This is a genomic window from Peribacillus sp. B65, assembly GCF_058513295.1.
In genome coordinates, this window is record NZ_CP195840.1 from 3800868 (window position 1) to 3824560 (window position 23693).

Here is a 23693-nt window from a genome sequence, read left to right on the forward strand (position 1 = left end):
CTGTGTAATCGTCACATTCATTTTTGAATGAAAAGCCTTAAATAGGGCATAAACCAGCATTTTATTCACACAAGGGAGAATCATTAAAATCCTAAAGCCCTCCTGAATTGACTTGCATACGTTTGACTGACCTGGATTTTGGAATTGTCTTTCATTATCAGTAAAAATGTAGAATGAAAATCGGGAAGGATTTCTTGAATATAGTTGATATTGACGATGTACGAACGATGCACGCGAATGAATAAATCACTAGGTAAAATGAATTCCAATTCACTTAAATTCATTTTATGAAATCCACTCACACGTTCGGACTGAATTTTAGTTTTCCTATTTTGAGCTTCCAGATACATAATTTCATCATATGGAAGCGGTATCCAGCGATCTTCGGTTTTAATGGTCAAGAATGATGTAGGTAAAATTAATGGCTTTGTCGGCAAGATGGCCGTGACCGCTCCTAAAGGATTGCCCTGATCCATGATAGGAACACTCAGCCCATAGTAAGGTACGCCAAATACATTGCTTTCAACCTGCACCCCTATTTTTTTACGGACACTCAGTGCTTTATATGTCGCTGTGTTTTCACTGATTAAATCACCTGGTTTTATTCTTAAATCAACTTGTTTGCTCGGTTGATAATAAATGTATTTTTCGGAATCAGCCACAGAAATTGAAGCATCCTTCGGTACAAATTCCCTGATGATATTTAAAACGGATTCGACCGTAAATTGATCCATTTCCTTTCACCTCTTAAAAGAACATATTAATAATTTCCCTATTATTAAACAGGGCATTCATAAAATAATTCATCATTTTTTGGAAAACTTACATTTTTTTGAATTTATTATTCATAAAATTAAAGAAAAATTGAAGTAACTAAGCGAAAAGCGTCAAAAAAGGCAAAAAAATCGTATTTAAATTTACATCCTTATTCATTATAGTTGGAAAGCTCCTCGATTTCCATGGGGGATTCAAGAAAAAAGTTTCCTTATATACTAACATTTAAATGTCGCGAGGGTGGAAATCAAACGCATAAAAAAGCCGCTCTCCCCATATAGGATAACGGCTAAAGGTCATTTTTTAAAACGGGGATTTTGAAACGAGGATTTTATTCTTAGAGATAGTATCTCTTCTAGATTTTTCAGTGGCAATTCCAATAAAAAGGGTCGGTCATCAGGTTGATATACATCCTCTGAAATGAGCGTATTAACGATCTTCTGTTTTTTTGCATTAACAATTCGGACCAGTCTCCCCATTTTCAGCTCCCTTTCTTTAATCAACTGTATCCGGCACATTCGGCCGGACATTCAGATGTCATTCTTTAATGCATCATGGCCTTCCTTTCCGGTACGGATATTCACAACATTCGCCAATTCATAAATGAAGATTTTTCCGTCACCTGGTTTACCTGTACTCAGGAATCTCCTTGCTACATCCACAACATCCTGAACTGGCACTTCACACACGACGATTTCGATTTTCATTCGATCATGTAGTGACATTTCACGATTTCTGCCTCTATAGGTTTCCACATAACTTTTCTGAAGACCCGTTCCTTTTACTTCCGATACAGTCATTCCGCTTACCCCTATTTTTGCAAGTTCCGCTTTGAATTGTTCAAACTTGATCGGACGTGTAATGATTTCGATTTTCGTTAAAACCTCGGACATATGAGCAACCCCCTTTTAAATGGATTCGTGATAAGCTTTTTCTCCATGAAGTGTAAGATCAAGCCCCATTGACTCATCTTCTTCACTGACACGCAACGGTACGAAAAGGTTAATGACTTTAGCAACGACATATGTGACCACGGCAACGAAGATATATGTCGCAATGATCGCTACAAGCTGCTTCCACAACAAGTTGAAATCTCCATAGAATAAACCATCTGCACCGTTTTCGTTAACGGAAGTGGTCGCGAATAAACCTGTAGCGATCCCACCCCATGTCCCGCCGATCCCGTGCAATCCGAAAGCATCAAGTGCATCATCGTAACCGAGTTTATTCTTCAGGAAGAATACGCCCCAGAAACATAAGGCACCACCAATGACACCGATGATGATGGAAGAGGCAGGGGTTACGAATCCGCAAGCAGGTGTAATGGCCACCAAGCCAGAAATAGCTCCTGATACCGCACCCAGCAATGTTGCCTTTTTATTAGCCATATACTCAACGATCAGCCAGCCTATGATACCAGCAGCGGCCGCAACAGCTGTATTGACGAATACATTCATCGCCACTTCATTGATTGTCAGTGCGCTTCCGACGTTGAAGCCGTACCAACCGAACCATATTAATGATCCGCCAAGGAATGTTAAAGGAAGATTATGCGGTGCACTGTCACCCGACTCTTTCCTTTTACCTAACATGATCGCTAAAACCAGACCTGCAACCCCTGAAGAAATATGAACAACGTTGCCGCCTGCAAAGTCAAGTGTACCAAGTTCCGCTAACCAGCCGCCTCCCCATACCCAGTGTGCAACGGGAGCGTATACGAATAAAGACCAAAGGATCGTAAAAATCAGGAATGCTGAAAATCTCATCCGCTCGGCAATGCCACCTGCAATGATCGAGACGGTTAAAACGGCAAAAGTCATTTGGAATAACATGAACAAACTATGAGGAATCGTTTCGCTGTATGGTCCAGGTGCAAAGCCTACATCCTTTAAGCCAACCCAGTCCAGACCTCCCAGAAGTGTATTACCAGGTGAAAATGATAATGAATACCCAATCAGCACCCAAAGAATCGAAATGACAGCCAATGGCATATAACTATGCATTGCCGTATTCAGGACATTTTTACTTTTTACCATCCCTCCATAAAATAGGGCAATCCCTGGTGTCATTAACCAAACCATCATTGTCGCCAAAAACATGAATACCGAATCTGCCATTTGCATACTGTTTTTTTCCCCCTTATTTTTTGTATATGTTATGTTTATTAACACTATTATGTTATATTTTTTATCATATACTTAATTTTCTAATAATTCAACTTAATTTTAATATTTTATAAAAAAATGTTAGGTTATATAACATCACTGTGAATAAAGGCTTAGATAATTTGATTTTTTTGTCTTATAATTAATTTCCCACCTTTTTACGACTCCATTACTATTACATTTACCCCTCTACCTATGTCCCACTTCAAAAAAAACCAATAAAAAAAGGGCCCTCATATTGAGGACCCTCAAAAAATATTCAATTAACAGCAACGAGACACTTTCCCACCCTTTGCGTTATACCGTTCATCCTGGGCTTCGCAGAAAAATTCTTTCCTGGTTTTCACGCGCTCTTCAGGATGATGCTTTTTCATATGTGCCACATACGTATCATAACTTGGCACGCCGACGAGCAAACTGACGAATTGCTTTCTGTAGCTGAGAATTGTAATTATTCTTTTCAACATTGCTTTCCCTCCCTTATGACGACCTTGATACATAAGGCGTTTCATGTAAATCTATTTTCTGGTTCTTCAAGACTTTTATCCATAACCTAATGGCAGATATCAGGACAGTGATCACCACGATCATGAAGATGGCACATAGAGCAGCATCCACATAATCATTGACGATAACCCGCTTCATCTCGGCCAGATTGGCTGCAGGAGCAAGAACTTCCCCACTATCATAAGCCGCTTTAAATTTATCCTTATGTGCTAAAAAGCCAATTGCCGGGTTTTCATGGAACAGCTTCTGCCACCCTGCCGTCATGGTCACTATCAACAAGAATGTAGTGGGCACAAGAGTGACCCATGTGTACGCTTTTTTGCCCATTTTGAAAAGGACCGTCGTCCCAAGCAGCAACGCAATGGCGGAAAGCATCTGATTCGCAATTCCAAACAATGGCCAAAGGGTATTGATCCCGCCAAGAGGATCAATGACCCCTTGATAAAGGAAGTACCCCCAACCGATTACACAAATGGCAGTTGCAATTATATTAGGCAGCCATTTATTCGTTTCGGCAAATGGTTTGTAAAAGGTGCCGATGATATCCTGTATCATAAAACGTCCCACCCTGGTTCCTGCATCAATGGTGGTCAATATGAACAATGCCTCGAACAAGATCGCGAAATGATACCAGAACGCCATCAGGGACGCCCCCCCAATCACTTGCGAGAAGATATGGGCCATGCCGATTGCAAAGGTCGGTGCTCCTCCAGTACGGGATATGATGGTCTCTTCCCCAACATCGTCTGCAAGGCCGGTAATCATCTCAGGTGTCACAAGGAAACCCCAATCGGATATGGTAGCAGCCACTTGCGCTGGTTCCGTTCCCACAACGGCTCCCGGGCTGTTAATGGCAAAATAGATACCTGGCGTCAATACACAGGCGGCAATCATCGCCATGATGGCTACAAAGGATTCAGTCAACATCGCCCCGTATCCGATTGGACGTGCATGCGATTCGCGTTCAATCATCTTAGGAGTTGTACCTGAGGAAACGAGTGCATGGAATCCCGATACCGCTCCACAAGCGATCGTAATGAATAGGAACGGGAATAAATTTCCGGAAAATACAGGTCCTGTTCCATCGATGAATTGAGTGACTGCAGGCATTTCAAGGCTCGGCATGACAATAAAGATACCAAGTGCAAGTCCGATGATCGTACCGATTTTCAAGAATGTACTTAAATAATCACGCGGTGCCAATAACATCCATACAGGCAAAACGGAGGCAACGAAACCGTAGACAATCAACATGATGGCAATCGTTTCCCCGCTGAAAGTGAACATTGGCGCCAATGTTGCACTCTCGGCTACAAAGCGGCCGAAATATAACGCGAGCATCAAAAGTATGATTCCGATAATCGACCCTTCACCAACCCGTCCCGGCCTTATATAACGCATGTAAATGCCCATAAGGACTGCAATCGGTATGGTCGAGGCAATCGTGAACATTCCCCACGGACTGCCCACCAGCGCTTTTACGACAACCAGGGCAAGTACCGCCAATAAAATGATCATGATACCGAGGATACCGATCATCGCTATCAAGCCTGTAATCGGTCCAATTTCCTCTTTGATCATCTCTCCCAAAGATTTACCGTTACGGCGCATCGAACCGAAAAGAATGATGAAATCCTGTACGGCACCAGCCAAAACAACTCCGACTACAAGCCATAGCGTCCCTGGCAAATATCCCATCTGCGCTGCAAGGATGGGACCTACCAGAGGGCCAGCTCCGGCAATTGCTGCAAAATGGTGGCCAAACAACACCCATTTGTTTGTAGGAACATAATCTTTCCCATCATTATTCGCTTCCGATGGAGTCTGGCGATTGTCATCTAGCTCAAACACTTTCCGTGCAATGAATTTACTATAAAAGCGGTATGCAATTGAATAAACACAGAGTGCTGCAGTGACAATCCACATGGCATTGATGCTTTCCCCCCGGTTTAGCGCGACGAAACCAAAACTCACCGCCCCCAAAGCAGATATGATCCCCCAAAGTACGACTGACTTAAGCGCTTTCATTTTTTCCATCTCCCCTCCATTGAACTATTTTACAACTATAAAAAACCTTCATTTATAAGGGACCTGGGCTGAATTACTCCCCATGCCCATTAAATTTAAAGAATTTTATATATATTCTGAATTATATGTCACCATAAGGATTTTTAGCAATAGTAAATTGGTCAATTTGTAAAGTATTTTCCATTATTTTGTCGATAATTACCTCTTTTCCCACCAATATGGATTTATGAATTCACACTCTTTATAAGAACCGCATCGATTAAAAAATACCATTTTTGGAAGGTGTATCATTAAATGAAACGGAAGTTGTCCTTGTTATTGGACCAACAACAAAAAAATGTGCGCCTGACGGCACACATTCTTTCTTCATCCAATCTGATTTCCCCTTAAAGAACTGCGAAATAGGTCGTAATAAAAACCCCTCTGCCGCAACAATTCATCATGGGATCCCTTTTCAATGACCCTTCCTTCATCAAGTACAAGGATTTGATCACTTTGCTGAATTGTATTCAATCTGTGGGCAATGACAAAACTTGTCCTTCCCTCCATCAAGCGGTGTAATGCTTCCTGGATTTTAAGTTCGGTAATCGTATCTATGCTACTTGTCGCTTCGTCCAAAATCAATAGAATGGGATCGGCTAAAATAGCCCTGGCAATCGATAATAACTGGCGCTGCCCCTGACTTATTCCACTGCCCTCTTGATTCAAGATGGTATCATATCGATCTGGCAGTTTCATGATAAAGGAATGGGCATTGGCAAGCATGGCTGCATTCACCACTTCTTCATCTTCCGCCTCCAGTCGGCCGTAGCGGATATTTTCACGAATCGTACCTTGAAACAAGAAGGAATCCTGTAAAACGAAGCCCATATGCTTACGGAGACTAGACCTCGTCACCTGTTGGATATCCTGCCCATCAATCATTATCCGGCCGCTGCTCGGCTCGTAAAAACGGGCAAGAAGATTAATGATCGTAGTCTTACCGGCCCCAGTGGGACCTACAAGCGCGATGGTCTCCCCTTTTTCCGCCTGGAAATTAACATCATATATCGTTTGCTCCTCATCATTATACGAAAAGGAAACACCCTCAAAGACCACCTCACCGCAGACATCGCGAAGTTCAGAGGCCTGCTTCTCATCCACTTCCTCTTCTTCTTCATCAAGTATGGCGAAAACCCGCTCCGCACCGGCAACAGCTGAAAGGAGTGTATTGAATTGGTTAGCCAGGTCATTGAGCGGACGGGTGAATTGCCTTGAATACTCGGTGAAGATGACAATTACCCCGATGGAAACCGTTCCTATGCCACTCAGCGCCAAAAACCCGCCAACAGCAGCTATTACCGTGAAACTTAGGTTGTTCAGTAAATTCATCAGTTTTGGAATCAGCCCGGAGTATGATTGTGATAGGAAGCCGGCTTTCTTCAAGTTTTCACTCCGGATGATAAAATCCCGGATCACTTTATCTTCTTGTGAAAAAGCCTTTACGATCCGTTGTCCGGAAATCGTTTCTTCTATAAACCCATTCAGTTCCCCAAGGTTCTTCTGCTGTTGTTTAAACAGCTTTCCTGTCCGGTTCGTTATCCACCTCAGACCGAAGAACATAAGCGGAACGATGAATAAGGTTAAAACAGTTAATAAAGGGCTCAGATACAGCATGACTCCGATCGTCCCGACCAGTGTCAGCACACTTGAAAAAATCTGGATGACGGAACTATTCAAAGTGGAACTGACATTTTCTATATCATTCGTGACCCTACTCATCAATTCCCCATGCTGGCGCCGGTCAAAAAAGGGGATGGACAGCTGGTGAAGCTTTTTAAATAATTGATTGCGCATTTCATAAACCGTATCCTGCGCGATTCCAATCATCCAATAATTCTGAAGCCACATGGATAGGGAATAGAATATATAGACTCCAAGAAGTCCGAAAAGAAGGGTGATCAGCCCCCCGCTATCTTTTGTGACAATATAATCATCAATGGCCATCCCAACAAGAAAGGGGCCAAGCAACCCCAAAACCGAGCTTATCAGCACCATGAAAAGGACACAAAATAACAGGCTTTTATTCGTTGCTAAGTAGGGAATGATCCTTTTTATCGTATTCCAGGAGTTGACCGGTTTAGACTTTGCCTTATCGGGAGATATTCTTTGACTCAAGCGAAATCCCCTCCTCCCCAAACTGTGAGTGAACGATTTTTCGATAAAGATCGCTTGTTTGAAGCAAATCCTCATGTTTCCCCAGTGCAAGGACTTGACCGCTTTCCAGCAACAAGATTTTGTCCGCCTCCATGGCTGTACTGATTTTTTGTGTAATGATGAGCGTTGTGCATGTATATTCCTTTAAAGCGGCAAGCAATTTACTTTCCGTTTTCAAATCCAGCGCACTCGTACTATCATCCAGAAGGAGAATCTTCGGTCTGCGCACCAATGCTCTTGCGATCGATAAGCGCTGTTTTTGCCCTCCGGACAGATTCACTCCTTTTTGCCCTAACTGGGTTTCATATCGCTTCGGAAGTTTCATTACGGTCTCATGCACCTGAGCATGCTTGGCCGCAGCCATGATTTCCTCCATCGAGGCACCTTCTTTTCCCCAAGCGACATTATTTTTTATGGTTCCTGAAAAAAGCAGCGCCTCTTGCGGTACATAGCCGATCCTTTTCCGCAGAGAATTCAGGGGGATATCTTTCAGATCTTGGTCATCAATTTGAATGGAGCCGCTTTCAACTTCGTATAATCTCGGAATCAGCTGAAACAGAGATGTTTTCCCTGATCCTGTCGCTCCTAAGATGGCAAGCGTTTCTCCCGGATCGATGGAGAAGGTCAGGTTTTTCAATATCGGCGTATCGGTTCCAGGATAACGAAAAGATACATCCAAAAACTTGATGCCTCCCCCATTTACGGCCCCACTCTTGCTTTCCGCCTTACCTTCATCAATATCTATCGGGGTTTCAAATATTTCCGTCACACGCTCCGCTGAAGCCTTCGCACGGGAAATGACCATGATCAGCCATGAAAAAACGGAAAGGGATGCCGCAATTCTTGTGGCATAGTTGACAATCGCCACAACTTCCCCTACCTGTATATCTCCTTTTGTTATAAATTCGCTTCCAAGCCAGAGAATGATCAGAATCGCCACATTCATGACCAACATCAGTACAGGCATCGTCGTTTCTATTAGACGAAGCGAAGTCACGGTCTTTCTTTTCAACTCTTCATTCGCATCGTCAAATCGGCCGATTTCATGCTCCTTACGAAGAAAAGCCTTGATCAAGCGCATGCCTATCAGGTTTTCCCTCATTACGCCATTAACATTATCGAGTTTTTTCTGTACGAGCTTAAACAGCTTGGCTGCTCGTTTCATAACCCATCTCAGGAAGAAAACAAGAATCGGAATTGAAATGACCAAAACAAGTGATAGTTTCAAATCGACCGCAATAGCCATTATCGCTCCGCCGATTACGATCAATGGCGCCCTCGCCATGATACGCAAGCCCATAAAAACCGTATTTTGAAGTTGTGTCACATCATTTGTCATCCTTGTTATCAACGAGGAAGTCGGGATATTATTCAAATTTGCAAAAGAAAACGCCTGTATTTTACCAAAAAGGCTTTTCCTGACATCATGTCCAAAGCTTTGACTTACATGTGATGCCGTAAAGGAATTAACGATCCCGCCAAGAAATGAAAAAACGGAAAGCCCAACCATGACACTTCCCCATTTAATCACCACCGATAAATCTTTCTGCAAAATGCCATCATCAATTATTTTTGCTATAAATAAAGGTTGTAACAGCTCTACCCCGAGCTCGACAATCATTAAGGATAAAGCAAGAATGATCAAAAGCCAGTACGGCTTAAGAAATGAGGACAATTTTTTCATCTATGACACCTTCGATTCTTCTTATGTAGATAGCATTTTTTTATCCTCTCATTATACATTTTTATACAGATTTTTTAAAAGATTTTAACCGTTTTAAAGCATTGGTAAATATCTTGAATTTTTTTTTATAAATACCCTTGACAAATAACAGGAAATAAGCGAAAATTCTAATTGATAATGATTTTCAATTTCATTATCGATCTCTGAAATTTGATAAGCAATTACGATATTCTCTTATCGTACCCTTTTGATATTGTACATAGATACAATGTCGCCCCGGCTTCTCTGTGCCTAGTAAAATTATATGCTCATTAGCGAATGCAAGTCACTAGAATATTGCCCCCTCTTTATTCAAGTAATTTATTCACGTTGGAAGCATATTAGGCAGCCGGGGATTATTTTTTTTCAACTATTAAACTTACATATATGATTAAAGGAGCAGGATGATCATGAAACTAGAAGATATCATTAAAGAACGGCGCAGCATCAAACGATTTAAGGACATTCCTGTTCCTATTGATACCATTCAATCATTATTGGAAACTTCGACATGGGCACCGAACCATAAAATGACCCAGCCATGGCGCTTCGTCGTGGTGCATGGTGATAGCCGTTTAAAACTCGCAGAAGCAACCCGTGCATTCATGGAAGGCAAAGAGAAGGACCCTGAAAAGAAAAAAGCAGCCGGACAGCGAGGATATAATAAACTTATAGGTGTACCGATGTTTGTCGCAGTGATCATGGAAGAGAATCCGAATCCCATGACACGTGAAGAAGATTATGCGGCTACAAGTGCCTTGATCCAGAATTTCAGCCTGCTTGCCTGGGAACAGGGAATCGGGATGATATGGGAAACATACGGCATGATACACAGCATGGAGTTTCGTGAAGCTTTGGGTGTGAAACCAGGCGAGAAAATCGTCGGCAGCCTTCACGTTGGCTATCCCGATATGATTCCTGCCCCTCGTCCAAGGACCGCGATCGATCAACTCCTGACCATTATGGACTAACATAAAAGGAAAGCATCCAATCTTCCATTTGGAGACTCAGACTGTAGACAAACTTGATGAAAATCGAGTTTTCTACAGTTTTTTTATGGCTTTTACAATTTGAACGTTGATTTCCGCTCCAGGCACTCGCTTTCCGCGGGCGGTCCGGGAGCCTCCTCGGCTTACGCCTGCGATGTCTCCCCTAGACGCGCTTTTCCCCCAGGAGTCTCGCCCCTTACACTCCAATCAACTTTGTTTTAACATATAGATAGAACTTATCCCTACATTCTTTTTTGTATTATATAGAAGTATTTAACTTGGGTGATATGGATGCTTTCTAAACACGATTCTATTCAGCAAGATCAACTCAGTGAATCATTTGGCTCGTAAACTTGATGTGCCTTTGACATCTCTTTCATTTATAATTTGGTGAAAGATATGTATTCAGAGGTTGGAGCGTCAACTCCGTTCTCCTCTAATTGCTTTAACCACTTGACAAATGGGTATTAAATTAATAAAGACGCCCTGAACCCTACAGCGCGACTGTTAGCTTGTAATGATTATCACACGGTCATTGCCACTATCATAAAGAACCGAATGAAAAATCCAGCGTATGTATAGTGACTAAAAGATTAATCAAAAAAACCCCCTTCTAAAAGGAGGTCCTGAACGCCCATACTCAAAAGAACTCGTGATACAATGCCTGAATCGCCGTCTCTTCGTTGTGCCCTTTCACACCGAACATCATGCTTACCTCCGAAGAGCCCTGGTTGATCATCTCAATATTCACCTTAGCTTCGGCCAAGGCTTTTGACGCTCTTGCCGTTGTACCGACATTATGGCGCATTCCTTCCCCTACAACCATGATCAAGGCAAGATCATGCTCCACATTCACTTCATCGGCATGCAGCTCTTTCTTGATTCGGGAAATGATTTTTCTCTCGGCTTCACCTTTCATCTGGTCCTGCCTTAGAATAAGCGTCACATCATCGATGCCTGATGGAATATGCTCATATGAAACTCCATAATCTTCAAGGATGTGCAGCAGTTTCCGACCAAAACCAACTTCCCGGTTCATCAAATATTTGCTAATGTAAATGCTGCAAAATCCTTTATCACTCGCAATCCCAATAACGGGCCCGTTCGTATTATCCCGTGTATTCACAATTCGGGTCCCTTGTGCCGCCGGATTGTTCGTATTCTGGATATGGACTGGTATTCCCGCACGGAATGCAGGAATCAGTGCCTCATCATGAAATACCGAGAAGCCTGCATAAGAAAGCTCACGCATCTCACGATAGGTTAATTCCCGGATTCCCTTCGGATTGGAAACCACATTTGGATTCACCGCATAAACGGCATCCACGTCCGTAAAGTTCTCATACAAATCAGCTTTGACCCCATTCGCAAGAATCGAACCAGTAATATCGGAACCGCTTCTTGAGAAGGTTAACACATCACCATCCAACGTATAACCGAAGAACCCCGGGAATACTACGATTCCAGGCTCATCACGCAGAGCATATAACCGATCATAAGACTCTGGCAGCACCTTGGTAAATCCACCTTCATCCGTTACGATCAAGCCGGCCTTCTTTGGATTTATATACTGCGCCTCTACACCACGGCTTTGGAAATAACCTGCGACCAGCTTCGCATTATTATCCTCGCCGCTTGCCTTCAAGGCATCCAGATAGCGCTTCGGGTTAGTTTGGTCTGCATGCAGCAGTGCCATTAAATTTTCATGAATCCCAGTGATGACACTCTCGGATATATCCAACTCTTCAGCAATGCTCGCATAGCGGGATACGACATCTTCTATCAAATGCTCTCCGTTATCCCCGCGCAGCTGCTGTTCCGCAGCTTCAATCAATAAATCCGTCACCTTTATATCATCGGAATTGCGTTTCCCTGGAGCCGAAACGACTACAATCTTTCTCTCTGGATCAGAAACAACAATTTCGAATACCTTCCTCAATTGTTCACCTGACGCAAGTGAACTTCCACCAAACTTTGCAACTTTCATCTCGACATCCCCTATTTTCGTAAATATTCTGTCAAAATCAACTCTCCCTATTATTACGCTTTTTCTCGAAACAATCAAGTGGAAATTCCATTATAGGAGGACATTTGTATTTTTAAAAAGGACAAATCATCAGGACGATGAATCGGGAATGGCTAAAACAAAGAAAAAGACAACGGGCATATGCCCATTGTCTCTCCTATTCTTTAACGATTATCCACAGTTTCCGGGTATAAGTCATGGTTCATCAAGCGGTAATTCGCCATTTCCTCATACTTCGTACCTGGTTTCCCATAATTCGTGTAAGGGTCGATGGAAATTCCGCCCCTTGGTGTAAACTTGCCCCAGACTTCAATATATTTAGGATCCATCAATTCGATTAAATCATTCATGATGATGTTCATGCAGTCTTCATGGAAATCACCGTGATTGCGGAAGCTGAATAAATAAAGTTTCAAAGACTTGCTTTCCACCATTTTCACACTGGGAATATAGCTGATGTAAATGGTAGCAAAGTCCGGCTGGCCCGTTATCGGACATAAGCTAGTGAATTCCGGGCAATTGAATTTGACGAAATAATCCCGGTTCGGATGCTTGTTATCGAATGACTCAAGGATTTCAGGCGCATAGTCAAATGTATATTTTGTTCCTTGATTACCAAGCAGTGTGATATCTTTTTTTAATTCTTCTTCTTTTCTTCCAGACATGAAAAGTCCTCCTAATCCCACGCTTCAGGGAGATTCATAAAATGGGCCTCTATATAACAAAAACCATATCTCCTCAAAGATATGGTTGATTCGCGAAAAATATCAAAGCCATAGTTTTTTTAAGAGGGTGATGCTATGAACCTCTCCCGATTATCGGGAAATATTTTAAAATTGTCTTAGTAAATATAAAAAAAAATAGTCAATCTGTCAATGCAACTCTCTTAAATTGGGTTTGATTCCTTTATATATTCAGTTTAAAATGGAAAAAGCAGTTCAACCTATAAGAAAGAAGAGAATATACACATGTGGATTTTTGCAGCACTCATCACCAGCTTATGTTTCGGAATCAATAACAGCATTTTCAAATGGAGCAGCGGAAAAGGCTATTCCAAGATACATATCCAATTTTTCTTTTATTTTTCAGCTTTTATTTTGTCCATTATTTATGGAATGTTTATGGATGGTTTGCAGCTGAACTGGCTGTCCATCATGCTTGGTGCAGCAATTGGTGTACTGAACGCTAATGGTAACATCCAGATGGCAAGCGCCTTTGAAAAAGGGCCGGCAAGCTTGACATCACCATTAATCGCAGCGAATGCCATATTCCCCATACTCTGTGCAGCTTTAATTTTTCACGAACATATTTCCTCCTTGCAGTGGAGTGGAATAGTCTGCATGTTTCTCGCTACATTAGTTATCCAGTATACACCTAACGCCAAAGGTAACCATCAGTATGTCCCTTGGATCATGCACACAGTATTCTCCATCTTATCATTCGGAGTGCTCGGAATTCTAATGACGACATCAACACGTCTTCATTTAAACTCCCTTGATATCCTTGTATCAATGTATGGAGGCGGAATGCTTTATCTTCTTTCGGCTCTGGCCTTAAAAAAAGAAAAAATCAAGCTAAAGGAAGTCAAAATCGGTTCCTTAGTAGGTTTTTTAAGCATGATAGGCTATGGATGTTATTTCTTTGCATTGAACACAGGGATCGCAAGCATCATTTTCCCTGTCGTCAGCCTGAACTGTTTAGTTGTCGTATTCGCTGGATGTTATTTATTCAAGGAAAAACTAAAAACCTATCAAATTGCCGGTGTTCTTGCAGCATTAATCGGTATTATTTTAACTAAAATATGAATATAGTACGTTTACAAAAACAACCTGGCTGTCATGTGTACAAGCCAGGTCGTTTTCTATTTAATGGGAAATGGGGTAGGTCAAAAAAAAAAAATGTTGACACATCCGTAAAAATATCAGATAATTTTGAATATTAATTCTTTAGATTTAACAGCTTTTGAAATGTTTGAAAGATCCTCTGCCACGGGTATTAAAGAAATAGGTACAACCACCTCATTTAATTCTGAATCAAGAAAGGAAAGATGCATTATGGTAAAAGTTACAGTAACAGTTGATTTCCAAGGAAAATCTTATCAAACTAACGTCCTTACTAAACCGGGTACAGATCATGAAGTAATTTTACAACAAGCCCTTCATCAAGTTGAAAAGCAATGGAAAGCGTAAGAAGGCAGGCATCGCAATAGATACCTGCTTTTTTATTACCATTTTAATAATTTCCAAAATACGTTTCATATGAACTATTAAAGATCCTCTTGCAGCAATTCCCTCCTGGTAAAAAACACTTTTAATTATTTTTATTCAAAAGACACTAAAATTAAGATGTCAGTTTGTGTACTAGAATTTTTTATAATGAAAAAAATATCCAATTGAAATGGGATTATATAATAAAAGTCTTTTAAAAAAGACGGTCTTTTAAAGGACCGTCTCAACTGTAGACAATTTAACCGTTGATTTCCATTCCAGGCACTCGCTATCCGCAGGCGGTCCGGGAGCCTCCGTTCCAATCAACTTTGTTTTAAAATTTAGATAGAACCCCTTTTGTCCACTAACAAGCTAATAATTGATTTTCCTGCAGTTTTTGTTGAGGGTTTTAAATTCAATCGTTTATTTCCTCTCCTGGCACTCACTTTGCGCCTGCGAGGTCTCCCCTGGACACGCTTTCCCCGCAAAGGTCTCGCACACACCATTCCAATCAACCTTGTTTTTAATTTAATACAGAACCCTTTTGTTTACAAACTGAGACCGAATTACTGTTATTAAACTAAATTTCTTATTAATGGCATGGAACGTTCTTGGAGGTTATCGGAAAACAGGCTATAAGAAATGACTTTCTTCTTGTACTGTTTAACTACATCCACTCGGTCATTGTAAATATACACAAATAACTTAACATCAATTTTGCCTTTTTTAGTATCAATGACTAATGGAGTCCCACTGTCCTCTGGATGTAAAAACAATTGCTCGTTACCCGGGAATATATGATTTTTCTTCAAAAATCTGGCGTTATTAAAGTAATTAATAACTTGAATTTTTTCTTCACCTTCCAATCGTTTTCCGTCAAAGGATACGATCGCATTCCCGCCACTAATTTCTGAGTGTATTTTAAATTTGCTGATAATCCAATTAACAGCATCGGTTGGAAGACAGGAAACCAATATTTTTAACAAGCTTAATATAATTGTCAAAATCAAAACCGGCAATGTCAATTCATCATCTCCGCTACATTTATAATTAATTCTTTATAACTTATTATATCAATAGGGCTGGCAATTTCTCTTAGAAGATGTGTCCGTTCTATTAACGTTTTACTTTGGTAAAACATTGTACTTAAACACAATTTCCCCTTTATAAATATAATTTTCCGAAATGGTTATACTAAACATAATGGTTTCATCCACATCCTTCTTAACAAATTTCCATGAATGAGATGGATAGATCGGTATAAGAAATTATATTTATTAAAGTACAAAAAAACTGGGCGTCATCAAGACGCCCAGCTTTTCCGGAATCGATTATTGATATCCCCAAATCATTGTTAGCATTGTACCGAAAATTGTAACCAATGCAACGAACAATCCGTAATAAACGTTTGTGTAAATCGATGCTTTATCTTCAGACTCACCTGCGTGCATGAACATAACTAATTGCAGTGCAGCTTGCATGAAAGCTGTAACAAGTAGGATGATCACACCCATTTTTAGTGAGAGATCAAACATAATAACTGATAGTGCGACCAAAGTCAGGACTAGAGAAAACGCAAATCCCATAACTTGGCCCCGTGGGAATAATTCTTTCATATTACATCATTCCTTTCAGGTAGACGAAACTGAAGATGAAGATCCAGACAACGTCCAAGAAATGCCAGTAAAGTGAAAAGATGAAAGCCTTGTTTGTTGTTTCTGGAGTCATACCGCGCTTTTTGATTTGCATGACGATGAAGGTTCCCCAGAATAAACCAAGTGTAACGTGAGCTCCATGCGTACCTAGTAATGTAAACAAACTAGATAAGAAAGCACTTGTTTGAATGGTTGCTCCTTCATGTACATACTCCACGAATTCATAAATTTCGACTCCCAAGAAGCCTAAACCAAGAATAAGGGTGATAATGAAGAAACCAATCGTTGCTTTCTGTCTGCCAAGTCTCATTGCATTGATTCCAAGACCTATGGTAAAACTACTGGTTAAAAGAAAGATTGTTTGGAACATCAGGGTTGGGACTTTAAAAAGATGTTCCCCTGTTGGACCATTTCCAGTTCCATTGACCAATACAAAATAAGTGGCGAACAGTGTAGCGAAAAGAGCTATTTCTGCTCCTAGGAAAATCCAGAATCCAAAAATCTTTAAGCGATTTTCTTCCGTGCTATATTCTAGTGGCAGCGAGTTATCTATTTTCATTACTTAGCACCTCGCAATTTATTTTCAGTTTCTTCGATCTCTTCAACAGAGATATAACGTCCGTGATCTTTTTCGAATGAACGGTGAATCATACAAGCAAAGATACCGATCGTTGCAATGATAGCAATGATCCACATGCTGAATACCATCGCAAAGCCCCAAACGAAGAAGATACAGCTCATGATAAACGGCACACCACTGTTATTTGGCATATGGATCTTTTCTACTTTACCGCCAAATAACTTAAAGCCTTTTTTCTTTGAATCCCAGAATGCTTCTGTAGAATCAACTGTTGGCACAATTGCAAAGTTATATTCAGGGATTGGTGTATGTGTAGCCCACTCTAGAGAACGTGCATCCCATGGATCGTTTGAAATATTTCTTGACGCATAACGAGTGCTCCAATAGATATTGTACACAATAAGTGCAAAACCTATTGCCAAGCCAATCGCTCCAACGAAAGAGAGCATATTCAATGGACCATACCCTGTTGATTCAGAGTACGTATACATACGACGTGCCTGCCCATCTAAACCAGTGATGAACATCGGGAAGAATGTAACATTAAAGCCGATTGTAATGAACCAGAACGACCATTTCCCAATTTTTTCGCTCAACATGAAACCGAACATTTTTGGCCACCAGTACGTGAAACCAGCAAGTACGGCAAATACAGTACCAGGGATTAAAACGTAGTGGAAGTGAGCTACTAAGAACATTGTATTATGGTATTGGTAGTCAGCACTTGCCATTGCAAGCATGACCCCTGTTACCCCACCGAGCGTGAAAATCGGAATGAAAGCTAAAGAGTAAAGCATCGGAACGGTAAAAACGATTTTACCTTTCCAAAGTGTGAACAACCAGTTGAAAATCTTAACACCGGTCGGGACGGCAATTGCCATTGTGGTAATCGAGAAGATACCATTAACCATTGCACCGTGACCCATTGTATAGAAATGGTGAGCCCATACAATGAAAGATAGAGTAGAAATAGCTACCATGGAGATAACCATCGAATTATACCCGTACAGGTTACGACGTGCAAATGTCGAAATGATTTCACTGTATATACCGAAAGCCGGAAGAATTACTATATAAACTTCAGGATGTCCCCAAACCCAGAACAAGTTCGCCCAAAGCATATCGCTACCGCCATTGGCCATCGTAAAGAATTGAGTTCCGAATAGACGATCCATTGTCATCAACGCAAGTGCCACTGTCAATACAGGGAAAGCGAAAACGATAATGAAGTTTGTGATCAAGATAGACCATGTGAACATTGGCATTTTCATTAAGTTCATGCCAGGTGCTCTCATTTTCAAGATTGTTACGATAAAGTTGATACCAGTCAGTAATGTACCGATACCAGCTATTTGAATTGCAATCGCGTAATAGTTCGAACCTACTGATTCACTGAAATCGTTACTTGCCAGCGGGAAGTAAGATGTCCAACCTGCATCAGGAGAACCACCGACTACGAAAGAGATGTTAAATAGCATTGCCCCCATGAAGAATAACCAGAAGCTTACTGCGTTCAGACGTGGGAATGCTACGTCACGCGCTCCAATTTGCAATGGTGTGACAATGTTCATTAACCCAATGATAAATGGCATAGCCATGAACAGGATCATGACGACCCCGTGTGTTGTAAATACCTCATTATAATGCTGTCCATCCAAAAGACCGTTATCTGGAATAGCCGTTTGAGCACGCATCATAAGAGCATCCACGCCACCACGGAAGAGCATAAGCAGTGCTGCCAAGATGTACATGATACCAATACGTTTATGGTCAACCGTTGTTAACCACTCACGCCATAAGTAACCCCATTTTTTAAAATAGGTAATTCCGGCAACAACCGCAATCATGGTTAAACCAATGGCAACCATGGATGCATAAATCGCAGGACTTGGATGAGGTACGGCAAATCGATCAAAGTAATCCATACTTTTGTGACTCCTTTCAGGAAAATATTCCTTATCTTGTAAACCTAGTTGTTTTATCGAACGAAATTAATTCTTAGTGATCATGATTCATGTTGCTGTGTTCTGAATGTTCATCGTGTGAATCCTTGGAATCATTTTCTTCCGTATCAGAAGATCCGTGGTCATGACCAGCATTTTCCCCTTCAGGAGCTGGAGAAAACTCTAAGTGAGTTCCAGTGTAAGTGGATTGTCCCACATGACCAGGTTTTAATAATTCATTGAATTTTTTCTCAGTAATCGGTTTAGCAGTAGCTTTAATTTCATCTACCCACTTATCGTATTCCTCTGCAGATAGTACATTAACGTTGAAAGTTTGCTGAGCAAAACCTGAACCACTGAAGTTTGAATTTCGACCCATATACTCTCCTGGTACATCAGCTGCTAAGTGCAACGTATTAACCATGTCCGACATCGCGTATTTTTGTCCTCCAAGTTGCGGAATCCAGAAACTTGAGATTGGACCGAATGAGTAAAGTTTAAATTCAATTGGTCGGTTAGTAGGTAAAAACAGATAGTTGACTGTTTCGATATCTTCTTCCGGATAACTAAAGTGCCACTTCCAGTTTGAAGATGAAGCGTAAATAATTAAAGGTTCTTGATCACCGTATCCTTTAGGTGTTGCCTCAACTTCATTTGTTGTTTTAACAGTAACAACGGATAGGAAAGCGACGATTAGAATTGGGATCGCAACCCAAATTATTTCAAGAACCTTACTTCCTTCAATATGAGGCGGTTCATAATCATCACGTTGTTTGGAAGCACGATATTTCATTATCATGAAGATATACAGTACCATAACGACAAGGACGACAAAGGCCATTGTCCATATCGAAATCATAATAACATCTGCTTGTGTTGCAGCTACTGGCCCTTTAGGGTCCAAGACCATTAATGGGTTATCGCAACCGGTTAGCACAGTGGCAATAGTAAAAAGTATAGTTAATAGAGCCCATTTTATTTTCATAGTACTACCCCTTTCTTACATAATAAAATTCCAATTGGTAATTATTCGGACAAAGTGTTACCATGTTCACAAACCCCGACATACCAATATTAATCCCAAGTCTAAAAAAAGACAATACAAAGTGACATCTGTCACATAAAGTTCATTAAAGAGCAGTAAGAAGATGGTAAATGAACTGAAATGTTCGAAAATCTTCAGCAAATGAAATATAATAAATGTTTCATATCTTGCCTTTGAAAATTCACTTATCAGTGCAGGATTACAAATAGTACCGATCCTCTTTCCATTTAATATTACTCTAATATAATGAAATAAAAATTTCACATTATAGTCACCGTGTATATTGCCTCAAAACTCTTAAAGATTATGAATTATATTACCTATCTTGTCAATTAGGTATTTATCGTTAGATACCATGATTTAAACCGGATTTTTTTCACTCGGCCAAGGAGGTTGGTAAATGGTAGACACATGGGACACGATGTTGTCTCCATGCTTCAATACCCTTATGAACCAACACAGGTCAATATTATATATATATAAGGAAACAACGAGTTGAAATGAAATTGGGTTCTTTTTGCAATCCTTATGCCCTGTCAGTATTTTTAAACAGCCGTGTAGCAAAAGCGTAGTAAGTAATTCAGGTTTGCTATCAAATCTGCCTTTAGCAAAACCACTGCTCAATAACCCCATATTGATACCTGTATCCCTTTCCCTTTTGAATTTTCAATTAAAAGTACATAAAAAAAACCACAAAAAAAGGACTTCTTAAAAGTGTCCTTTTCTCGTAGATATTGTTTAAAATGTAATTGAGACTTCCTGGCGTGCAGGCAGTTGGTTTGGATGTACAAGCACATCGTGTGTTTGGCAATGACGAGTGGCAGTATATTGAATTAAAATGTAACAAATCGATAATTCGATTCTGATAATATGAAATGAAAGCGCATTCATTATTTGTGATCAAGTTGACTCAAATTCAGCAAGTTAGGTAAAAGAACAACTAGTTTTGTTTAGAAAAACAGTATATTGCGCTATATTCCTCGCTTTAGTTACTGAATTCTGTACTTCTGTTTGTTGGAGCTTTAGCCTTTGTTTTCATTTTTATGATTTTAGTCGTTTCCGGTTCAATTCTTTCGCCTTTACGTGTATTCATTACCATTTCCTCTGTCAGGACAAAAAATATACCAACTAGAAAAATGGCAGCTGCGCTTAATGTGATGGCGATTCCAACAGCGGTGAATATATAATCCTTATTGTAATCGCTTACAAAGAAACTTAAAGCAAAAATAATAATTCCGATTACACAACCTGTGCCCGATACCCATTTCACTGCATCTAACATCTTCTGATTAGCTTCCATAATTTCATCCCCTTTCTTTCTATTTTATGACATTTCACAAATTTGTCAAATCTTTTCTATTTTTTAACATATTCACGATGAAAACCTTGACAAATAGAAGGCGCCACCATTCACCTTTAGGTATTCAAGACTATATGAACAAACTTCAAAACAGTGCAAATACACTATCTATTTTACCGATATTAGCCCACTGTATACTATTAAAAAAACTCCAATAAAAGACCCCTGTTGAATAATCAGGGGCCTTACCTCATTCTATGGTTTTTGCAAGGTGATCGTTACCGTTTTCTCTTCAGTGCCTCGATATACTTTAATCTTTACTTTATCTCCGATTTTCTTATCTGTATATAAGTACTTCCTTAATGCAGCGGCAGTATTTATTTTCGTTCCATCAATCTCAACGATGATATCCTGTTGCTTAAGCCCTCCATTCGCCGCAGCCGATCCCGCCTCTATACTCGTCACCATTACGCCGGACTTTACGGCTTCTGGAACATTTTGAATGTAATATTGCGGCAGTTCTTCCATACTGGCCAAGCTGACTCCTAAATATGGGCGCGTGATTTTTCCATTTTCAATCAGCTCCGTAACAATCGGAATCACATCATTACTTGGTATGGCAAACCCTAAGCCTTCCACACCGTTTTCGGAAATCTTCAAACTGTTTATGCCGATCACTTCCCCAGCGGTGTTGATCAATGCACCCCCGCTATTGCCGGGATTGATCGCTGCATCTGTTTGAAGGACATCAAGTTCCCACTCCCCGTCCGAGGTATCGACTGAAATGGAGCGTCCGGTCGCACTGACGATCCCTTGTGTAACCGATCGTGAAAAATCAAGTCCAAGTGGGTTGCCAATTGCCAATACTTCTTCTCCTGGACGCATGCTATCGGAATTCCCGAATTTAATTCCCTCAGGTGCTTTCGAGGCATCAATTGTCAAAACCGCTAAATCAGTCAAAGCATCAGCCCCGACAACCGTCGCCGTTGCCTTTTGTCCATCATACAATGAAATTTCGACTTCCTTAGCGCCTTCAATAACATGATTGTTCGTGATGATATAGGCTTTCCCATCAGCTTTTTTATAGATGACCCCTGAGCCGGTGCCGCTTTCAACCGTTTCGCTCTCCGTGCTTTGCTGCTGGTACGGGTACTGGTTTTGCATCTCCTGTAAATTCACGACCCCGACTATCGATTTGGATGCTGATTCGACCATCTCTGCCCTATCATTTGAATCCGTACTTGTCGATAACTTTTCCGCCGTGACACTCTTATCCTTTTCAACACTTTCCGTTTGCTGTACACCTGCCGTTTTGGTTGACTCATTCACTGGACTATTCCCTTGACCTATAAAGTCCCCGCCAAATAGAAATACAGACGATGTAACCATAGCAGCAACCGTTCCGGAAACAAGGCTAGTTAGCCAAAGAGACTTACCCTTTTTCCGTTCTGCCTTTACTCTGACTTGCTCATCACCATTATAATTTTCCATCTTTATCCCTCCTATGATTGTCCTTTATCCTTTACTTGACTCAATCATAAACAGGAAATATTAAAAAATTCTTAAGAAATAACGAATAGGGCGACATTTTACAAAAATTATAAAATTTTATCGAATCCTGTATCTTGCCGCCTGCAAAATAAAAAGGCCTCAACAGGGGCCTTCAATTCGACCATACAGTTATCCTTACAAGACTTCATAAACTTCTTTAGTCTTCTTATTCACGCCATACCAGCCCCAAGTGGTTTTGTGGCCACTTTCCTGACTAGGTTCATCCACCTCGAAAACATGAAAAATGTAATCTCCCTTTTCGGCATCATGATCATATTCGATATCTAAATCAGGAAAATTTTCCATGTCCACATAATCCTTAACTAGCTTCTCTGCCTGAGATTTACTTAATGTACTAACCGAAGCCTTGCTCTCTTCTTTGCCTATTGTATCCGTTGCCGCCTCATCTTCTACTTTGGATCCATTGGTTCCGTCCACGGTTGCTTCCTCCGCCGGCTCCGCCTCGTCATTTCCCTCTACTGCTTCTATCGTGGCGGAGTCTGATACCGGTTGCATTTCCACCGCCTTAGAAACCATTAGTTTACCTTCCCGGTATTTTGCTTTATATGCGGTTGCTTCTTCAAAATCTCTTTTGGCCGAATCAAAATCCTGTTCGTCGTATTTCTTCATTCCATTCGCCAGAAAACCTGAAAGATCCATTAACTCCCTTGCTTCCGGTGTATTTGCTTCTTTATAAGCTAATTCAAATGCCTCGTGGGCTTCTAAATAATTTTCCTCATTCAACTGACTTTTCCCTAAATCCATATTGGAATCATAATTCCTTGTTACGCAGCCTGAAGCAATCAACACCAAAAAAATAACCATGATTGACCTCTTCACTATATCACCCCTTGATTTTCCATATTATTCTGTAAATTCATCTTATACCATTTGATAAGAAATCCGATACCTCTATTTCCTATCTTTTTCATTAAGGAAATGTTTACATTGATGATTAAATTTTTACAAATAGTGGTACAGAATAGATAAACGCTTGAAAGGAT

General features: G+C 40.6%; 20 protein-coding genes. 3 read left to right on the forward strand and 17 right to left on the reverse strand.

Features of this window, described 5'->3' with window-relative positions; genetic code table 11:
- Window positions 1-83: 83 nt before the first annotated feature.
- The 7 genes from ACSR9O_RS18520 to ACSR9O_RS18550 form a co-directional block, all read right to left on the reverse strand.
- On the reverse strand, window positions 84-734 hold the full coding sequence (locus tag ACSR9O_RS18520; protein ID WP_133351753.1) for a LytTR family DNA-binding domain-containing protein: 651 nt from the start codon (window positions 732-734) through the stop codon (window positions 84-86).
- A gap of 570 nt (window positions 735-1304) precedes the next feature.
- Entirely contained in the window at window positions 1305-1667 is a 363-nt protein-coding gene (locus ACSR9O_RS18525) for a P-II family nitrogen regulator (RefSeq protein WP_491724885.1), read from the reverse strand.
- Between the two features lie 15 nt (window positions 1668-1682).
- Window positions 1683-2897, reverse strand: a complete 1215-nt coding sequence (locus ACSR9O_RS18530; RefSeq protein ID WP_491724886.1) for an ammonium transporter — start codon at window positions 2895-2897, stop codon at window positions 1683-1685.
- A 305-nt stretch (window positions 2898-3202) separates the two neighbouring features.
- Entirely contained in the window at window positions 3203-3406 is a 204-nt protein-coding gene (locus ACSR9O_RS18535; protein WP_101224922.1) for a YbdD/YjiX family protein, read from the reverse strand.
- 13 nt (window positions 3407-3419) lie between these two features.
- The gene (locus tag ACSR9O_RS18540) at window positions 3420-5474 is read right to left on the reverse strand and encodes a carbon starvation CstA family protein (protein ID WP_101225040.1); all 2055 of its coding nucleotides are present in this window, start codon (window positions 5472-5474) and stop codon (window positions 3420-3422) included.
- Between the two features lie 366 nt (window positions 5475-5840).
- Window positions 5841-7706, reverse strand: a complete 1866-nt coding sequence (locus ACSR9O_RS18545; protein WP_397314078.1) for an ABC transporter ATP-binding protein — start codon at window positions 7704-7706, stop codon at window positions 5841-5843.
- Entirely contained in the window at window positions 7606-9354 is a 1749-nt protein-coding gene (locus tag ACSR9O_RS18550) for an ABC transporter ATP-binding protein (RefSeq protein ID WP_260356426.1), read from the reverse strand. Before ACSR9O_RS18550 ends, ACSR9O_RS18545 begins: the two co-directional genes overlap by 101 nt.
- Window positions 9355-9803: 449 nt before the next feature.
- On the opposite strand from ACSR9O_RS18550, the gene ACSR9O_RS18555 reads away from it, so the two are divergent.
- A complete protein-coding gene (locus ACSR9O_RS18555) occupies window positions 9804-10364 on the forward strand; it encodes a nitroreductase family protein (RefSeq protein ID WP_101224925.1) in 561 nt (186 codons plus the stop codon).
- Window positions 10365-11022: 658 nt separating this feature from the next.
- Here the strand turns inward: ACSR9O_RS18555 and ACSR9O_RS18560 are convergent.
- Entirely contained in the window at window positions 11023-12369 is a 1347-nt protein-coding gene (locus ACSR9O_RS18560) for an aspartate kinase (protein WP_491724887.1), read from the reverse strand.
- Window positions 12370-12572: 203 nt separating this feature from the next.
- On the reverse strand, window positions 12573-13073 hold the full coding sequence (gene queF / locus ACSR9O_RS18565; protein ID WP_034305880.1) for a preQ(1) synthase: 501 nt from the start codon (window positions 13071-13073) through the stop codon (window positions 12573-12575).
- Window positions 13074-13376: 303 nt separating this feature from the next.
- On the opposite strand from queF, the gene ACSR9O_RS18570 reads away from it, so the two are divergent.
- Together ACSR9O_RS18570 and ACSR9O_RS18575 are read left to right on the forward strand one after the other, a co-directional pair.
- The gene (locus ACSR9O_RS18570) at window positions 13377-14213 is read left to right on the forward strand and encodes an EamA family transporter (RefSeq protein WP_101224928.1); all 837 of its coding nucleotides are present in this window, start codon (window positions 13377-13379) and stop codon (window positions 14211-14213) included.
- A gap of 126 nt (window positions 14214-14339) precedes the next feature.
- On the forward strand, window positions 14340-14597 hold the full coding sequence (locus tag ACSR9O_RS18575) for a BA3454 family stress response protein (protein WP_260356417.1): 258 nt from the start codon (window positions 14340-14342) through the stop codon (window positions 14595-14597).
- 593 nt (window positions 14598-15190) lie between these two features.
- On the opposite strand, the gene ACSR9O_RS18580 is transcribed toward ACSR9O_RS18575, so the two are convergent.
- The 8 genes from ACSR9O_RS18580 to ACSR9O_RS18615 all read right to left on the reverse strand — a co-directional run bounded on the left by ACSR9O_RS18580 (window position 15191) and on the right by ACSR9O_RS18615 (window position 23514).
- Window positions 15191-15640: a YfmQ family protein gene (locus tag ACSR9O_RS18580; RefSeq protein WP_260356415.1), complete on the reverse strand. Its 450-nt coding sequence runs from the start codon at window positions 15638-15640 to the stop codon at window positions 15191-15193.
- A gap of 306 nt (window positions 15641-15946) precedes the next feature.
- Window positions 15947-16231 carry a cytochrome aa3 quinol oxidase subunit IV gene (gene qoxD / locus ACSR9O_RS18585; RefSeq protein ID WP_034305888.1) on the reverse strand — a complete coding sequence of 95 codons (285 nt, stop codon included), beginning with the start codon at window positions 16229-16231 and terminating at the stop codon, window positions 15947-15949.
- A 1-nt stretch (window position 16232) separates the two neighbouring features.
- Window positions 16233-16829: a cytochrome aa3 quinol oxidase subunit III gene (gene qoxC, locus ACSR9O_RS18590; RefSeq protein ID WP_101224931.1), complete on the reverse strand. Its 597-nt coding sequence runs from the start codon at window positions 16827-16829 to the stop codon at window positions 16233-16235.
- The gene (qoxB, locus tag ACSR9O_RS18595) at window positions 16829-18775 is read right to left on the reverse strand and encodes a cytochrome aa3 quinol oxidase subunit I (protein WP_101224932.1); all 1947 of its coding nucleotides are present in this window, start codon (window positions 18773-18775) and stop codon (window positions 16829-16831) included. Before qoxB ends, qoxC begins: the two co-directional genes overlap by 1 nt.
- 73 nt (window positions 18776-18848) lie before the next feature.
- The gene (qoxA, locus tag ACSR9O_RS18600; protein ID WP_101224933.1) at window positions 18849-19778 is read right to left on the reverse strand and encodes a cytochrome aa3 quinol oxidase subunit II; all 930 of its coding nucleotides are present in this window, start codon (window positions 19776-19778) and stop codon (window positions 18849-18851) included.
- 1045 nt (window positions 19779-20823) lie between these two features.
- Window positions 20824-21138 carry a hypothetical protein gene (locus ACSR9O_RS18605; protein ID WP_101224934.1) on the reverse strand — a complete coding sequence of 105 codons (315 nt, stop codon included), beginning with the start codon at window positions 21136-21138 and terminating at the stop codon, window positions 20824-20826.
- Between the two features lie 255 nt (window positions 21139-21393).
- Window positions 21394-22629 (reverse strand): S1C family serine protease, encoded by a 1236-nt coding sequence (locus tag ACSR9O_RS18610; protein ID WP_491724888.1) that lies wholly within the window; start codon window positions 22627-22629, stop codon window positions 21394-21396.
- A gap of 195 nt (window positions 22630-22824) precedes the next feature.
- The gene (locus ACSR9O_RS18615; RefSeq protein ID WP_491724889.1) at window positions 22825-23514 is read right to left on the reverse strand and encodes a hypothetical protein; all 690 of its coding nucleotides are present in this window, start codon (window positions 23512-23514) and stop codon (window positions 22825-22827) included.
- Between the last annotated feature and the right edge of the window lie 179 nt (window positions 23515-23693).

Bases quoted from the DNA above. Each gene is read 5' to 3' on its own strand.
- ACSR9O_RS18535 (WP_101224922.1), bottom strand. From the start codon at position 3,406: ATGTTGAAAAGAATAATTACAATTCTCAGCTACAGAAAGCAATTCGTC.
- ACSR9O_RS18530 (WP_491724886.1), bottom strand. From the start codon at position 2,897: ATGCAAATGGCAGATTCGGTATTCATGTTTTTGGCGACAATGATGGTT.
- qoxA (WP_101224933.1), bottom strand. From the start codon at position 19,778: ATGAAAATAAAATGGGCTCTATTAACTATACTTTTTACTATTGCCACT.
- ACSR9O_RS18540 (WP_101225040.1), bottom strand. From the start codon at position 5,474: ATGAAAGCGCTTAAGTCAGTCGTACTTTGGGGGATCATATCTGCTTTG.
- ACSR9O_RS18545 (WP_397314078.1), bottom strand. From the start codon at position 7,706: ATGAGGATTTGCTTCAAACAAGCGATCTTTATCGAAAAATCGTTCACT.
- queF (WP_034305880.1), bottom strand. From the start codon at position 13,073: ATGTCTGGAAGAAAAGAAGAAGAATTAAAAAAAGATATCACACTGCTT.
- ACSR9O_RS18555 (WP_101224925.1), top strand. From the start codon at position 9,804: ATGAAACTAGAAGATATCATTAAAGAACGGCGCAGCATCAAACGATTT.
- ACSR9O_RS18560 (WP_491724887.1), bottom strand. From the start codon at position 12,369: ATGAAAGTTGCAAAGTTTGGTGGAAGTTCACTTGCGTCAGGTGAACAA.
- ACSR9O_RS18570 (WP_101224928.1), top strand. From the start codon at position 13,377: ATGTGGATTTTTGCAGCACTCATCACCAGCTTATGTTTCGGAATCAAT.
- qoxB (WP_101224932.1), bottom strand. From the start codon at position 18,775: ATGGATTACTTTGATCGATTTGCCGTACCTCATCCAAGTCCTGCGATT.
- ACSR9O_RS18525 (WP_491724885.1), bottom strand. From the start codon at position 1,667: ATGTCCGAGGTTTTAACGAAAATCGAAATCATTACACGTCCGATCAAG.
- ACSR9O_RS18615 (WP_491724889.1), bottom strand. From the start codon at position 23,514: ATGGTTATTTTTTTGGTGTTGATTGCTTCAGGCTGCGTAACAAGGAAT.
- qoxC (WP_101224931.1), bottom strand. From the start codon at position 16,829: ATGAAAATAGATAACTCGCTGCCACTAGAATATAGCACGGAAGAAAAT.
- ACSR9O_RS18605 (WP_101224934.1), bottom strand. From the start codon at position 21,138: ATGGAAGCTAATCAGAAGATGTTAGATGCAGTGAAATGGGTATCGGGC.
- ACSR9O_RS18520 (WP_133351753.1), bottom strand. From the start codon at position 734: ATGGATCAATTTACGGTCGAATCCGTTTTAAATATCATCAGGGAATTT.
- ACSR9O_RS18550 (WP_260356426.1), bottom strand. From the start codon at position 9,354: ATGAAAAAATTGTCCTCATTTCTTAAGCCGTACTGGCTTTTGATCATT.
- qoxD (WP_034305888.1), bottom strand. From the start codon at position 16,231: ATGAAAGAATTATTCCCACGGGGCCAAGTTATGGGATTTGCGTTTTCT.
- ACSR9O_RS18610 (WP_491724888.1), bottom strand. From the start codon at position 22,629: ATGGAAAATTATAATGGTGATGAGCAAGTCAGAGTAAAGGCAGAACGG.